General features: G+C 72.6%; 13 protein-coding genes. 10 read left to right on the top strand and 3 right to left on the bottom strand.

All coding sequences use genetic code 11. The annotated features are described in order from the left end of the window. Positions 1-58 precede the first annotated feature (58 nt). The 5 genes from ACFY29_RS06455 (at position 59) to ACFY29_RS06435 (ending at position 5,260) form a co-directional block, all read left to right on the top strand. The gene (locus ACFY29_RS06455; RefSeq protein ID WP_328418771.1) at positions 59-574 is read left to right on the top strand and encodes a MarR family transcriptional regulator; all 516 of its coding nucleotides are present in this window, start codon (positions 59-61) and stop codon (positions 572-574) included. A 3-nt stretch (positions 575-577) separates the two neighbouring features. Further along, positions 578-2,269 (top strand): CocE/NonD family hydrolase, encoded by a 1,692-nt coding sequence (locus ACFY29_RS06450; RefSeq protein ID WP_386983893.1) that lies wholly within the window; start codon positions 578-580, stop codon positions 2,267-2,269. Between the two features lie 159 nt (positions 2,270-2,428). Then, complete coding sequence (locus ACFY29_RS06445; protein ID WP_386983892.1) at positions 2,429-3,304, top strand: hypothetical protein; 876 nt, start codon at positions 2,429-2,431, stop codon at positions 3,302-3,304. Positions 3,305-3,407: 103 nt separating this feature from the next. After that, positions 3,408-3,983 (top strand): metalloregulator ArsR/SmtB family transcription factor, encoded by a 576-nt coding sequence (locus tag ACFY29_RS06440; RefSeq protein WP_328418769.1) that lies wholly within the window; start codon positions 3,408-3,410, stop codon positions 3,981-3,983. Continuing rightward, positions 3,980-5,260 (top strand): MFS transporter, encoded by a 1,281-nt coding sequence (locus ACFY29_RS06435; RefSeq protein WP_386983889.1) that lies wholly within the window; start codon positions 3,980-3,982, stop codon positions 5,258-5,260. The genes ACFY29_RS06440 and ACFY29_RS06435 overlap by 4 nt, the downstream gene beginning before the upstream one ends. Positions 5,261-5,308: 48 nt before the next feature. Here ACFY29_RS06435 and ACFY29_RS06430 read toward each other — a convergent pair whose 3' ends face one another. Then, a complete protein-coding gene (locus tag ACFY29_RS06430; protein ID WP_007462771.1) occupies positions 5,309-5,512 on the bottom strand; it encodes a cold-shock protein in 204 nt (67 codons plus the stop codon). Between the two features lie 194 nt (positions 5,513-5,706). On the opposite strand from ACFY29_RS06430, the gene ACFY29_RS06425 reads away from it, so the two are divergent. Further along, the gene (locus ACFY29_RS06425) at positions 5,707-6,396 is read left to right on the top strand and encodes a class I SAM-dependent methyltransferase (protein ID WP_386983887.1); all 690 of its coding nucleotides are present in this window, start codon (positions 5,707-5,709) and stop codon (positions 6,394-6,396) included. Between the two features lie 103 nt (positions 6,397-6,499). Beyond that, the gene (locus ACFY29_RS06420) at positions 6,500-7,120 is read left to right on the top strand and encodes a VTT domain-containing protein (RefSeq protein ID WP_328418767.1); all 621 of its coding nucleotides are present in this window, start codon (positions 6,500-6,502) and stop codon (positions 7,118-7,120) included. Between the two features lie 87 nt (positions 7,121-7,207). On the opposite strand, the gene ACFY29_RS06415 is transcribed toward ACFY29_RS06420, so the two are convergent. Next, on the bottom strand, positions 7,208-7,861 hold the full coding sequence (locus ACFY29_RS06415; protein ID WP_328418766.1) for an MBL fold metallo-hydrolase: 654 nt from the start codon (positions 7,859-7,861) through the stop codon (positions 7,208-7,210). 7 nt (positions 7,862-7,868) lie between these two features. Beyond that, entirely contained in the window at positions 7,869-8,585 is a 717-nt protein-coding gene (locus ACFY29_RS06410; RefSeq protein WP_386983884.1) for a maleylpyruvate isomerase family mycothiol-dependent enzyme, read from the bottom strand. 178 nt (positions 8,586-8,763) lie between these two features. Between ACFY29_RS06410 and rsgA the strand changes: the two genes are divergently transcribed. From rsgA to ACFY29_RS06395, 3 genes are all read left to right on the top strand, one after another. Beyond that, positions 8,764-9,834 carry a ribosome small subunit-dependent GTPase A gene (gene rsgA, locus ACFY29_RS06405; RefSeq protein ID WP_386983882.1) on the top strand — a complete coding sequence of 357 codons (1,071 nt, stop codon included), beginning with the start codon at positions 8,764-8,766 and terminating at the stop codon, positions 9,832-9,834. 168 nt (positions 9,835-10,002) lie between these two features. Continuing rightward, complete coding sequence (gene uvrA, locus ACFY29_RS06400; protein ID WP_328418763.1) at positions 10,003-12,948, top strand: excinuclease ABC subunit UvrA; 2,946 nt, start codon at positions 10,003-10,005, stop codon at positions 12,946-12,948. A 157-nt stretch (positions 12,949-13,105) separates the two neighbouring features. Next, positions 13,106-13,591: a Rieske (2Fe-2S) protein gene (locus ACFY29_RS06395; RefSeq protein WP_328418762.1), complete on the top strand. Its 486-nt coding sequence runs from the start codon at positions 13,106-13,108 to the stop codon at positions 13,589-13,591. Positions 13,592-13,779: the final 188 nt, after the last annotated feature.

Below are 13,779 nucleotides of genomic sequence, written 5' to 3'. Positions count from 1 at the left end.
ATGCTGCAACCTGGGGACCGACGACGGGAAGAAGCGGCGCGAGGTGGCGACTCACGGCATGTACCGACGGCGCGACACGCGCCGCGAGCAGCTGGTCGCGGAGATCACCAACAACCTGCGGCGGTACGCGGCGGACGCCCAGCAGGTCGGGCACGCCTTCGCCAACCTGCACGGGCTCAACCCGACCGACCTGCAGGCGCTGATCGCGGTGATGGACGCCGAGCTGTTCGGTGACCCGATCACCCCCGGCCGCCTCGGTGAGCAGCTCAACCTCTCCTCCGGTTCGGTCACCGCCCTGATCGACCGGCTGGAGCGTGCCGGCCACATCCGCCGGGACCGGGACACCGTCGACCGACGCAAGGTGTTCCTGCACTACGCCGACCAGGGGGCCGCGCTGGCCATGCAGTTCTTCCAGCCGCTGGGCGCCCGTACCGACTCGGTGATGGCCCACTTCAGCGACGACGAGCTGGAGGTGCTGCACCGGTTCATGGGGGAGATGAGCCAGTCGTTGCGCGCGCACCGTGACGCGGTTCGCGCCGCCCGGCCCCAGTCGCCCCGACGGCCGACGGACTGACCGGTGCCGCACCGGCTCGTCGCCCGCCTCGCCGGCGCCGCGCTGCGGCTGCCTGCGACCAGCCCCGGCCCGGTGCGGGTCACCCGTGACATCCCGGTCCGGGTCCGCGACGGCGTGGTGCTGCGCACCGACCACTACGCCCCGGCCGGCCGGGACGCACCCACCGTGCTGATCCGCACCCCGTACGGGCGGGGTGGCCCGCTGCGGCTGCTCGGCCGGCTGCTCGCCGCGCGAGGCTGGCACGCGGTGATCCAGTCCTGTCGGGGCACCGGGGGCTCCGGTGGGACGTTCGCCCCGCTGGTGCACGAGCGCGACGACGGGCTGGACACCCTGGACTGGCTGCGTCGCCAGCCCTGGTGGTCCGGTGCGCTCGGCATGTTCGGGGTCAGCTACCAGGGCTTCGCGCAGTGGGCGCTGGCCGCCGACGCCGGCGAGGAGCTGCGCGCGATGGTCGCGGTGGTGACCGCCTCGGCCACCCGGGATTCGACGTACGCGGGGGAGTCCTTCGCCCTGGACACGGTGCTGACCTGGGCGGAGCTGCTGCACGCGCAGACCGTGCCGTGGCTGGCCCGGCAGTGGGAGCTCAAGCGTGGGCAGCCCCGGCTGGTCGCCGCTCTGGAGCACCTGCCGCTGGCCGGGGCGGATCGGGTGGCCACCGGGGTGACCATCCCGTTCTTCCAGGAGTGGCTGCGCCACCACACGCCGGACGCCGTGTACTGGCGGACCCGGGTCTTCGACGACCGGGTGGCCCGGGTGCGGGCACCGGTGGTCATGGTCACCGGCTGGCACGACATCTTCCTGCCCGCCCAGCTCGACGACCACGCCACCCTGCGCGCCGCCGGCGCCCGGCCGCGCCTGGTGATCGGCCCGTGGACGCACGGCAGTCCCGGCCTGTTCGTGGCCGCACTGCGGGAGGGCCTGGCATGGCTCGACGAGCACCTGACCGGCCCGGCGACAGCGGGCGGGCCGGCGGTCCGCGTCGACCGGTCCGCGTCGGCCCCGGTCCGGCTCTACGTGAGCGGCGCCGGCGGTGGCTGGCGGGACCTGCCGGACTGGCCACCGCCGGCGGTCGACACCGCCTGGCACCTGCATCCCGGCGGTGTGCTGGCCGCGCGCCCGCCGGTTGCATCGGCGCCGGACGAGTTCCGGTACGACCCGAGCGACCCCACCCCGTCGCTGGGTGGGCCGCTGCTCGTCGCGCAGCGGGCCGGCCCGGTCGACAACCGGCGTGTCGAGGCCCGCCCCGACGTGCTGACGTACACCAGCACCCCGCTGACCCGGCCGATCGAGGTGATCGGCCCGGTGCGCGCCGAGATCCACGTCCGCAGTGAGCTGCCGTACCTGGATGTCTTCGTCCGGCTGTGCGACGTGGACCGCCGCGGTCGCTCGTGGAACGTGTGCGACGGTCTGGTCCGGGTCACGCCCGATCGGTTCGCGGCCGACCCGTCCGGGGTGTGCCGGGTCCCGGTGTCGCTGTGGCCGACCGCGTACCGGTTCGGCGCCGGGCACCGCCTGCGGGTGCAGGTGACCGGTGGTGCCCATCCGCGCTGGGCGCGCAACCCGGGCAGCGGGGAACCCCTCGGTGCGGCCGTGACGCTGCGTGCCGGTTGGCGACAGGTTCTGCACGACCCGACGTACCCCTCGGCGTTGTTCCTGCCGATCGTCCACTCTGGCTCTGCGCAACCTCCAATCTGAACTTACCCCCTCTGAGCTGGGCATTCATCGAAAACGCGGGCTATCGTTGAGTCAACGCCCGGCGCCGTGCACCAGTAAGACCGGGCGCGTTCGCAGCCCTGCACCGCGTACGCGGTGTGACGTCGTGCCCGGTCCCCGCCCGTTGGAGAGGGGGACCCCATGACCCGGGCCCCGGCGAATCTGTTGGCCGTCCGCACCCTGCTCCTGACCCACCTCGACAACGCCCCCGGGCCCGACGACCTGGAGCCGGCGGAAGTCGGCATCGTCGGCGATCCGGCGCACCGGGGCGGCTACCACTGTGGATCTGACCGGGTGGTCACCAACGACTACTCGGTGGTGGAATCACCCCGGGACCGGGCCGGCCTGACCCTCGACGCGGCGGCACTGGACGTCGGCGGCTTCGACGTCCGCTCCGCTGGCCGGACGCACACCCTGCGCAGCTTCTCGCTCTGGTGCGTGGGGCAGTGCGTCGCGAACGCGGCCGACACCCGGGACATCCGCGAGATCATCTACAGCCCTGACGGTACGACCGTGAAGCGGTGGGACCGGCTCGGCAAGCGGAGCACCGGCGACAGTTCGCACCGCTGGCACACCCACATCAGCTTCTTCCGTGACGGCATCAAGGCAGGCCGCGACCAGCGGCCGTTGTTCCGCCGCTACCTCAGCTCCATCGGACTCCTGGAGGAGAACGACATGACTCCCGAAGAACACGCCTGGCTGGCCACCGTCCACCGGAACCTGACTGTGCTGGACGGCCGCAACCCGGTTGGGCAGATCTACACCCGGATGGCGATGGGTGAAGATGCCACCGTCCAGAACTACGTGCCGGCGCACCCGACGCTGAAGTCGCTCGCCGCGCAGGTGACCGCCCTGCAGACCGCGCTGACCGCGCTGGCCGGTCGCGACTTCACCGACGAGCCGGCGATCATCCAGGGCGTGCTGGCCGGGTTGACCCCGGAGAAGATCGCCGCGGCGATCCCGCCGACGATGGCCAAGCAGGTCGCCGACGAATTGGCCCGCCGGCTGGTCGCCTGAGCAGCCCCCCGGCCGCGTCGGTTGGCCCGAACCTGCCGATCCGCAACGACTGTTTAGCAATATCTGTTGCGCAACAGGTGTTGCGGATGACAGGGTCGGTGGCATGGAGAGTCCCGACGTACGACAGGTCACCGACTCGCGGGTGCTGGCCGCCATGGCCCACCCGCTGCGCCGCCGGCTCATGGACGTGTTCAAGGTGCACGGGCCCTCGACCGTCGGCCTGCTCGCCGAGCGCACCGACCAGGCGCCCGCGAACGTCAGTCACCACCTCAAGGTGCTCGCCGCCGCCGGGCTGGTCACCGAGGCCCCCGACCTGGTCCGGGACCGGCGCGAGCGGTGGTGGCGCCTGGTCACCCGGGGGGTGCGCTGGTCCAACAGCGACTTCGACGCCGACCCGGCCGCCCGAGCGGTCGCCGACGCCGCCACGTCGCTCAACCTGGACCGGCACGTCGCCCTGGCCCGAGCCTGGCACGCCGCCGACGAGTCGGCGCAGGCCGCCTGGCAGGACGGCCCGTTCTCGACCGACAAGTGGCTGCACCTCACCCCCGACGAACTGGCCGAGCTGAGCCGCGAAATGATCGACCTGCTGGCCCGCTGGGCCGACCGGCCGCTGCCCGACGACGGCCGCGAACGGCAGCCCGTGTTCGTGTTCGTCCACGGCGTTCCGGCCCGGCCGTGACCGCGGCAACCCGCACCGATCCGGGTCCGGTCCGGCCGGCCGGTGGCCTGCTGCGGCACCGGGACTTCCGGTTGCTCTGGGCCGGTCAGGCGGTCAGCAGCATCGGCAGCAACGTCACCACGGTCGCGCTGCCGCTGGTCGCGGTGGCCGTGCTCGACGCCGGCACCTTCCAGGTGGCGGTGCTCACCGCCGCGGCCTGGCTGCCCTGGTTGCTGATCGGCCTGCCGGCCGGCGCGTGGGTGGACCGCCTGGCGCGCCGACCGGTGATGGTCGTCTGCGACGTGTTCTGCGCGCTGGCCTTCCTCAGTGTGCCGCTGGCCGCCGCGCTGGATCGGCTCACCGTCTGGCACCTGCTGCTGGTCGCGCTCGGCGCCGGCACCGCGCGGGTCTTCTTCGAGACCGCCGACCAGGTGTACCTGCCGGTCGTGCTGCGACCCGAGCAGCTACCGGAGGGCAACGCGAAGCTGCACGCCACCCAGACCGTGAGCTACGTCGTCGGACCCGGAGTCGCGGGCCTGATCGCCCAGCTCACCGGGGCGGTCGCCGCGCTGCTGCTGGACGCGCTCACCTTCCTGCTCTCCGCGGCCTTCCTGCTGCGGATCCGCACCGTCGAGCCGCGCGTCCGGCGGGCGGACCCATCCCGGTCGCTACGCCGGGACATCGCCGAGGGGCTGCGCTTCGTCGTCCGCGACCCGTACCTGCGGGTGCTGGCGGTCTTCGGTGCGGCCAGCAACATCGGGCTGATCGGCTACCAGGCCGTCCTGGTGGTCTTCCTGGTCCGGGAGCTGCGGCTCGAACCGGGCCTGGTGGGCGTCCTGATCGCGGTGATGAGCGCCGGCGGGATCGTCGGTGCGTTGCTGGCCACCACGCTCGCCCGGCGTTGCGGCACCGCGCGGGCCCTGCTGCTCGGTGCGGCCCTCACCGGCCCGCCCGCGCTGCTCATTCCGCTGGCCGCGCCCGGTGTCGGGCTGGTCTGGCCGGCCCTCGGCGGGGTGCTGATCGGCCTCGGAGTGGCCGTCGGAAACGTGGTCAAGGGCAGCTTCCGACAGATGTACACCCCGCATCACCTGCTCGGCCGGGTGACGGTGAGCATGCACCTGCTCAACTACGGCACCATCCCGCTGGCGGCCGTGCTGGCTGGCGCCCTCGGCGCGCGGTACGGCGTCGAGACGGCGATCGGGGTGATGACCACCTGGTTGGCGCTCACCCCGTTGATCCTGCTGATGGGGCCGCTCCGGCGGCGGCGGGACCTGCCCGCCGCCCCGGCGGCGTATTGAGTGCGCTGCGGCGGCGGCCGTCGACCGGCCGCCGCCACCGGCACGGAGCTACATCGGGCGGACGTTGTCCGCCTGCGGACCCTTCTGCCCCTGGGTCACCTCGAACTCGACCTTCTGGCCCTCGTTGAGCTCCCGGTAGCCGCTCGAGGCAATGGCGGAGTAGTGGACGAACACGTCCGGCCCTCCACCGTCCTGCTCGATGAAGCCAAAGCCCTTTTCCGAGTTGAACCACTTAACCGTGCCGGTTGCCATGCATCTCTCCCTGTTCAAAGCGGCTGACCCTCGGCCTGTGGCCGATGATCGCCCGTACCAGTCCGACAGTAACGGGCAAAACCCGGATCCGCCGGCCGAAGTGCCGTAGGCACTCGGGTGAAGTCGGGTGAACTCTACGTGCCGCCATGCGAAACCCCGCCCCCGCCACCCGGCACTGGGGCATGCTTGCGCCGATGAGGGGTGCCGCAGCCACCGCGCTGTCCGAGCTGGAGCGCGAGATCGACGCGCCCGGCGACGGCCTGGACCGGCTCCGACTGGTACCCACTCCGTTCGTCCCCGAGGTGCGGCTGCACCTGGCCGAGGACGCGATCGTCTGGTGGGCCCGGATGGAGGCCGCCGCCGGGCACGCCCTGCCGCCGCCGTACTGGGCCTCCGCCTGGGCCGGGGGTCAGGCCCTGGCCCGCCACCTGCTGGACCATCCGGAGCTGGTCGCCGGCCGGCGGGTACTCGACCTCGCCGCCGGGTCCGGGCTGGTGGCCATCGCCGCCGCGCTGGCCGGCGCGGCCAAAGTGGTCGCCAACGACATTGACCCGTACGCCGTCGCGGCGGTCACGGTCAACGCGCGGGCCAACCGGGTCGCCGTCGACGCCAGCGGGAGTGACCTGCTGGACAGCGGCGACGCGGAGGCGGACGTGGACGTGGTCCTCGCCGGTGACGCCTTCTACAGCCGCGCACTGGCCGACCGGATGCTGCCGTTCCTGCAACGGGCCGCCGCCCGCGGTGCCGAGGTGCTGGTCGGCGACCCCGACCGGGGGCACCTGCCGGCGGACCGGTTGACGGTGCTGGCCGACTATCCGGTGCCCACCACGGAACCGTCGGTCGACTCGTCGCTGCGCCGGGTGCAGGTGCTGCGACCCGAGTGAGGCGGGATCCCGATCTCAGGGGCGACCCTGAGGCGGACACCAGGGGTCGCTGGGGGGTGCGACCTGATGTCGGGGGTGGTGCGGCGGTCATAGCGTACGGGGTATGACGCAATGGCTGGCCGAGGTCGGAGAACTGCCCATCCTGCTGCTGATGGGCGCGCTCGGGTTGGTCATGCTCTTCGACGCCATCCCACTGCTCGGCGTGCTGGTCCCCGGTGACGTGGCGATCCTGGCCGCGGTCGGGGTGGGCCGCCCGGCCACCGGGCTGGCCACCTTCACCGCGGTGCTGGTCGGCTGCCTGGCCGGGTGGTCGCTGAGCTTCCTGGTCGGTCGCCGGTACTCGGAGCGGCTGCGACGCAGTCGGGTCGGCGGCTGGATCGGCGAGGCGCGCTGGACGGCGGCGGAGGGGATCCTGCGGGGTGGTGGTGGCCGGATGATGGTGGTGGCGCCGTTCCTGCCGGTGTTCAACGCGCTGCTGCCGCTGGCAGCGGGTGGGCTGCGCATGTCGTACCGGCGGTTTTTGGGCTGCGCGGCGCTCGGCGCGGCGGCCTGGGCGGGTCTCTACCTCGCGCTGGGCACCGCGTCCCGCTCGCTGGCCGGGCTGCTGCCGGGGGAGTCGAGCCCGCTGCTGGTCACCATGGGCGTGGGGCTGGTGCTCGCGACTGTGGTGCTGCTGGGCACCCGACGCCGGCTGCGGGCCGTCACCGCGGCGCCGACGCCCTGACCGGTTCGGCCCGACGGCGGGTGCGGGGTGCGTCCGCGCGTCGGGTGGGGGGAGCGGGGCCGGCCGGGGGGCCGGCCCCGCACAGGGTTACCAGCCGCGGGCGCGCCACTGGGGCAGGGCCGGGCGTTCCGCGCCGAGCGTGCTGTCCTTGCCGTGACCCGGATAGAACCAGGTCTCGTCCGGCAGCCGGTCGAACAGCTTCCCCTCGACGTCGTCGATCAGCGCGGCGAAGCGCACCGGGTCCTTGTCGGTGTTGCCCACGCCGCCGGGGAAGAGACTGTCGCCCGTGAACAGGTGCGGGGTGCCGGTCGGGTCGCGGTAGAGCAGCGCGATCGAGCCCGGTGTGTGCCCCTTGATGTGGACGACCTCCAACGCGCAGTCGCCGACCGGCACGCTGTCACCGTCGGCGAGCCGCTCCGCCTCGATCGGCAGCCCGGCCGCGTCGTCGGCGTGCACCAGCGCCCGGGCGCCGGTCTTGGCCACCACCTCCTCCAGCGCCACCCAGTGATCCATGTGCTGGTGGGTGGTCACCACGGCGGTGAGCCCCCGGTCGCCGATCAGGTCCAGCAGCCGGGGCGCCTCGTTGGCGGCGTCGATCAGCACCTGCTCGCCGGTGGCCGTGCAGCGCAGCAGGTAGGCGTTGTTGTCCATCGGGCCCACCGACAGCTTGCTGATGGTGAGCCCGTCCAGCTCCCGCACCGCCGGCGCACCGCCGTTGGTGACGTCTCCGCTGTATGTCATCAGGTGTCTATATCCATTCCGGTGGAGTAGGCAGGGGACCGTCGGGAGTGACGGCGAGCGCGTCGCCGCCGTCGCGGCCGATCAGCCAGGCGGCGAGGTCGGGGGCGGGACCGGCGATGATCGGGGCGTCGGCCCGCTCCCCGATAACCAACTCGTGCCCGGCGCCGTCGAAGCGCAGCACCATCGACGGCGGTGCTGGCTGGTCGGCGTGATGTGCGGCCACCTCGTGCAGCAACCGGTGGGCGAACGCCTCCGACCAGTCGGCGGGCCGGTAGTCGGCGGCCAGGTCGAGGTGGTGCACCTCGATCTCGCGCAGCCGGCCCCAGACGAGCAGGGCGGCGGGCCACGGGCCGCGGCGGGTCTGCACCGTCGCCGCCCACGCCTCGACCGGCATGGCCGCGACGGCCTCGGTGAACCGGTCCGCGCTGCGTCGCAGGTCGTCCAGGTGCTCGGCTGGCGGCCGGCCCGCGCCGGCCTCGATGTCCGCCGCCCGGGCCTCGGGCGACGCGTACATCGGCACCGGCTCGCCGGTGCGGGCCGCGGTGAGCAGGTTGACGAAGCCGTCGGCGTTGCGCGCCAGGTGGGCCAGCACGTGGCCGCGTGTCCAGTCGGGCAGCAGCGACGCGGCCGCCAGGTCCGCGGCGTCGAAGGAGGCCGCGGTACGCAGCAGCCGGCTGGTCGCGTCGTCCACCTCGCCCGTGAGCAGGAGCGGATCGGTGGTCACGCGTCGACCCTAGCGGTCCGCCGTCGCGCCGTCGCCGGGGAAATCGCTTTCGGCGCGTCGGCGCGCGTCCTACCGTCGGCGACATACGCGGCACCGGGACGTCGGACGGAGGTGGTGATCATGCCGGCCGTGACACGCGTGTTCCGCCATCACCAGCTTCGACACCGATGAGGATGCCATGACGATCGATCTGACCGCCCTCGGCTGGGACGCCGAACGGGCGGCGTACGCCGCGCGGCGCGGTGAGCACCACCCGGGCCGGGTGGCCCGGGTGGACCGGGGGGTCTGCACGGTGCTCACCGCGGCCGGCCCGGTCCGGGCCAGCCTGGGCGGGGCGGTGCTTGCCGCCGCCGTCCGGGACCCCTCCGCGCTGCCCTGCGCGGGGGACTGGGTGCTGCTCACCCACTGGCCGGACCGCCGCACCACCGTGGAGGCGGTGCTGCCCCGGCGGGCCGCGCTGATCCGCCGTACCGCCGGCAAGGACGCCAGCGGCCAGGTGCTGGCCGCCAACCTCGACGCCGCCGCCGTGGTGGAGCCGGTGCACCCGGAGCCGGACGTCGGCCGGATCGAGCGGCTGCTGTCCCTGGCCCACGAGTCCGGGGCCCGGCCACTGGTCGTGCTGACCAAGGCCGACCTCGCGGCCGATCCGGCCGCGCTGGCCCGTCAGCTCGCCGCGGTCGCCCCCGGGGTGCCGGTGCTGCCGGTCAGCGCCGAGCACGGCGTCGGGCTGGAGCCGCTGCGCGCGGAGGTGGCGCCGGGCCGCACGCTCGGCCTGCTCGGGCCGTCCGGGGCGGGCAAGTCGAGCCTGGTCAACGCGCTGGCCGGCGCGGTGATGATGCCGACCCAGGCGATCCGCCGGGTCGACGGCAAGGGTCGGCACACCACCACCTGGCGGGCCCTGGTGCCGATCCCCGGTGGCGGCGCGGTGATCGACACGCCCGGCGTGCGGGCGGTCGGCCTGCTGGACGGCGTGGCCGGGCTCGACCGGGCGTTCGCCGACATCGCCGGGCTTGCCGAGGGCTGCCGGTACGCCGACTGCGGGCACGACGGCGAGCCCGCCTGCGCGGTCGGCGAGGCGCTGCACACCGGCGAGCTCTCCACCCGCCGGTGGGAGAGCTGGCGGCGGCTGCAGCGGGAGGTGGCTCAGGAGAGCCGGCGGCGGGAGGCGCGGCTGGCCGCGGAGCGGCGCGGTGGGTGGCGCTCCGCCCGGCGTCGGGCGGCCCGACCGCCGACGCCAGGGGGCTACTGACCGGCCCGGCCGACCGGGCTGAGCTGGGGGAATGTGCGGGCGGGGAAAACTGTCATACCTCGGGGCTAGAGTTGCCGAGGCGTGTTTTCCGCGCCCGCACCACCGCTCAGAACCACCCCAGAGCGGGACAGATTCTCCGCTTCATCTTCTCCCGGGAGTACACGAACCGTGGCCGACCGACTGATCATCCGTGGCGCGCGCGAGCACAATCTGCGTGACGTCAGTCTCGACCTGCCCCGGGACGCACTCATCGTGTTCACCGGGCTGTCCGGGTCGGGCAAGTCGAGCCTGGCCTTCGACACGATCTTCGCCGAGGGGCAGCGGCGGTACGTGGAGTCGCTCTCGTCGTACGCCCGGCAGTTCCTCGGCCAGATGGACAAGCCCGACGTCGACTTCATCGAGGGGCTGAGCCCGGCCGTCTCGATCGACCAGAAGTCGACCTCGCGCAACCCGCGTTCGACCGTCGGCACCATCACCGAGGTCTACGACTACCTGCGGCTGCTCTACGCCCGCATCGGCGAGCCGCACTGCCCGGTCTGCGGTGAGCGGATCTCCCGACAGAGCCCGCAGCAGATCGTCGACCGGGTGCTGTCGATGGCCGAGGGCACCAAGTTCATGGTGCTCGCCCCGGTCATCCGCGGCCGCAAGGGCGAGTACGTCGACCTCTTCTCCGAGCTGCAGGCCAAGGGTTACGCCCGGGCCCGGGTCGACGGCGTGGTGCACCCACTGACCGAGCCGCCGAAGCTCAAGAAGCAGGAGAAGCACACCATCGAGGTGGTGATCGACCGGCTCACCGTCAAGCCGAGCGCCAAGCAGCGGCTGACCGACTCGGTCGAGGCCGCCCTGGGCCTGTCCAGCGGCCTGGTGCTGCTCGACTTCGTCGACCTCCCGGAGGACGACCCGGACCGGGAGCGCCGCTACTCCGAGCACCTGGCCTGCCCCAACGACCACCCGCTCGCCATCGAGGACCTGGAGCCCCGGGTCTTCTCCTTCAACGCGCCGTACGGCGCCTGCCCGGAGTGCACCGGCCTGGGCACCAAGAAGGAGGTCGACCCGGAGCTGTTGGTGCCCGACCCGGAGCGCAGCCTGCGCGAGGGCGCCATCCAGCCCTGGTCCACCGGGCACAACCTCGAATACTTCCTGCGCCTGCTGGAGGCGCTCGGCGAGGCCCAGCACTTCGACGTCGACACCCCTTGGCGGGCGTTGCCGGCGCGGGCGCAGAAGACGATCCTGCACGGTTCCGACGACCAGGTGCACGTGCGGTACCGCAACAAGTACGGCCGCGAGCGCTCCTACTACACCGGCTTCGAGGGCGTGGTGCAGTGGATTGAGCGTCGGCACTCCGACACCGAGTCCGAGTGGTCCCGCGACAAGTACGAGGGCTACATGCGCGACGTGCCGTGTGCGGCGTGCGGCGGCGCCCGGCTCAAGCCCGAGGTGCTCGCGGTGACCCTGGCCGGCAAGAGCATCGCCGAGGTCTGCAACCTGTCCGTGGGGGAGTGCGCCGACCTGCTCGCCGGCATCGAGCTGACCGACCGGCAGAAGATGATCGCCGAGCGGGTGCTCAAGGAGATCAACGCCCGGCTGCGGTTCCTGCTCGACGTCGGCCTGGACTACCTCTCCCTGGACCGGCCGGCCGGCACCCTCTCCGGTGGCGAGGCGCAGCGCATCCGGCTGGCCACCCAGATCGGCTCCGGGCTGGTGGGTGTGCTCTACGTGCTGGACGAGCCGTCGATCGGGCTGCACCAGCGCGACAACCACCGGCTGATCGAGACTCTGATCCGGCTGCGCGGGCTGGGCAACACGCTGATCGTGGTGGAGCACGACGAGGACACCATCCGTACCGCCGACTGGATCGTCGACATCGGGCCCGGCGCCGGCGAGCACGGCGGCGAGATCGTGCACAGCGGCTCGGTGCCGGCGCTCCTGGAAAACCCAGAGTCGATCACCGGGGCGTACCTGTCCGGGCGCCGGTCGATCCCGACGCCGAAGAAGCGTCGTCCGCAGACCCCGGACCGGGAGCTGGTGGTGCACGGCGCACGCGAGCACAACCTGCGCAACCTGACCGTCTCCTTTCCGCTGGGCCAGCTCATCGCGGTCACCGGGGTCAGCGGCTCGGGCAAGTCGACGTTGGTCAACGACATCCTGTACGCGGTGCTGGCCAACCAGATCAACGGTGCGCGGCTGGTGCCCGGCCGGCACACCCGGGTCGCCGGTCTCGACCACGTGGACAAGGTCGTCGGCGTGGACCAGTCGCCGATCGGCCGGACGCCGCGCTCCAACCCGGCCACCTACACCGGGGTCTGGGACCACGTCCGCAAGCTCTTCGCCGAGACCACCGAGGCCAAGGTGCGCGGGTACGGCCCGGGCCGGTTCTCGTTCAACGTCAAGGGCGGGCGCTGCGAGGCGTGCTCCGGCGACGGCACCATCAAGATCGAGATGAACTTCCTGCCCGACGTGTACGTCCCGTGTGAGGTCTGCAAGGGCGCCCGGTACAACCGGGAGACCCTGGAGGTGCACTACAAGGGCAAGACCGTCTCGGACGTGTTGGAGATGCCGATCGAGGAGGCGGCCGAGTTCTTCTCCGCCATCCCGGCCATCCACCGGCACCTCAAGACGCTGGTCGACGTCGGCCTCGGCTACGTCCGTCTCGGCCAACCCGCCCCGACTCTCTCCGGCGGTGAGGCGCAGCGCGTCAAGCTCGCCTCCGAGCTGCAGAAGCGTTCCACCGGGCGGACGGTCTACGTGCTCGACGAGCCGACCACCGGCCTGCACTTCGAGGACATCCGCAAGCTGCTGATGGTGCTGGAAGGGCTGGTCGACAAGGGCAACACGGTGATCACCATCGAGCACAACCTCGACGTGATCAAGACGGCCGACTGGCTGATCGACATGGGTCCGGAGGGGGGCCACCGGGGCGGCACCGTGCTCGCCACCGGCACCCCGGAGGAAGTCGCCGAGGTGCCCGAGAGTCACACCGGCGAGTTCCTGCGCCAGGTGCTCAAGCTCGACGGTGAGGCCAAGGGCGCGGCGGCGGCCACCAAGCGGGCCGCCCAGGCCAACGGCGTCACCAAGACTCGGGCGCCGCGCAAGGTCGCGGCCACCGCGCGCTGAGCGGACCAGACGCCGGCGGTGCCCCATCGGGCATCGCCGGCGTTTCCCATTTCCGGGTCGAGGCCACACCGCTGTGAACCATCCGGCACAGTTGCCCGTGTTGACCAATGTGGCCGGCTGATCGGGACCGGCGCAGCAGCCCAGAGAGAGGCGAGGCATGAGTGACGATCAGGCGCTGACCGGTCCGGGTACGCAGACCCGTCGGACCCTGCTCACCGGTGTCGGGGCGATCGGCGCAGCCGTCGTACTGGCTGCCTGCGGCAGCGACGACGACAACGACGCCGGCAGTGGCGCTCCCACCAGCGGCGGCCCGGCGGTGCCCAGCACCGGCGACGCTGGCGGCGGTGACCGGCAGGACGCGCAGTCGGTGGCCACCACCACCGACATCCCGGTCGGCGGCGGCAAGATCCTCCCCGCGGGCGTGGTCATCACCCAGCCGACTGCCGGCCAGTTCAAGGGCTTCAGCGCCATCTGCACCCACCAGAACTGCCCGGTGACGAACGTCGACGGCGGCACCATCAACTGCACCTGCCACGGCAGCAAGTTCTCGATCGAGGACGGTTCGGTGAAGGCCGGTCCGGCCACCAAGCCGCTGCCACCCAAGAACATCAAGGTCACCGGCGACCAGATCTCGCTGGCCTGACCGTCCGGCGCGTCCAGCCCGGCCCCGTCGGTTCGGGCCGGCGCGGCTCAGCCGCTTGATCGACTCGCGCTCCGGGAAGTCGGGGTGTGCGGCGCCCGTCGACACGCCGACTTCCCGGAGACCGAGTGGATCTTGCGTGATGGTGCCGGACGGGGTCGGTGTCGGGGGGCCGGACTAGGCTTGCTGGC

This window comes from Micromonospora sp. NPDC000668 (assembly GCF_042897975.1).
Lineage (GTDB): Bacteria > Actinomycetota > Actinomycetes > Mycobacteriales > Micromonosporaceae > Micromonospora.
The sequence above is the reverse complement of the archived record's forward strand: the minus strand, read 5'-3'. Positions and strand labels throughout refer to the sequence as shown.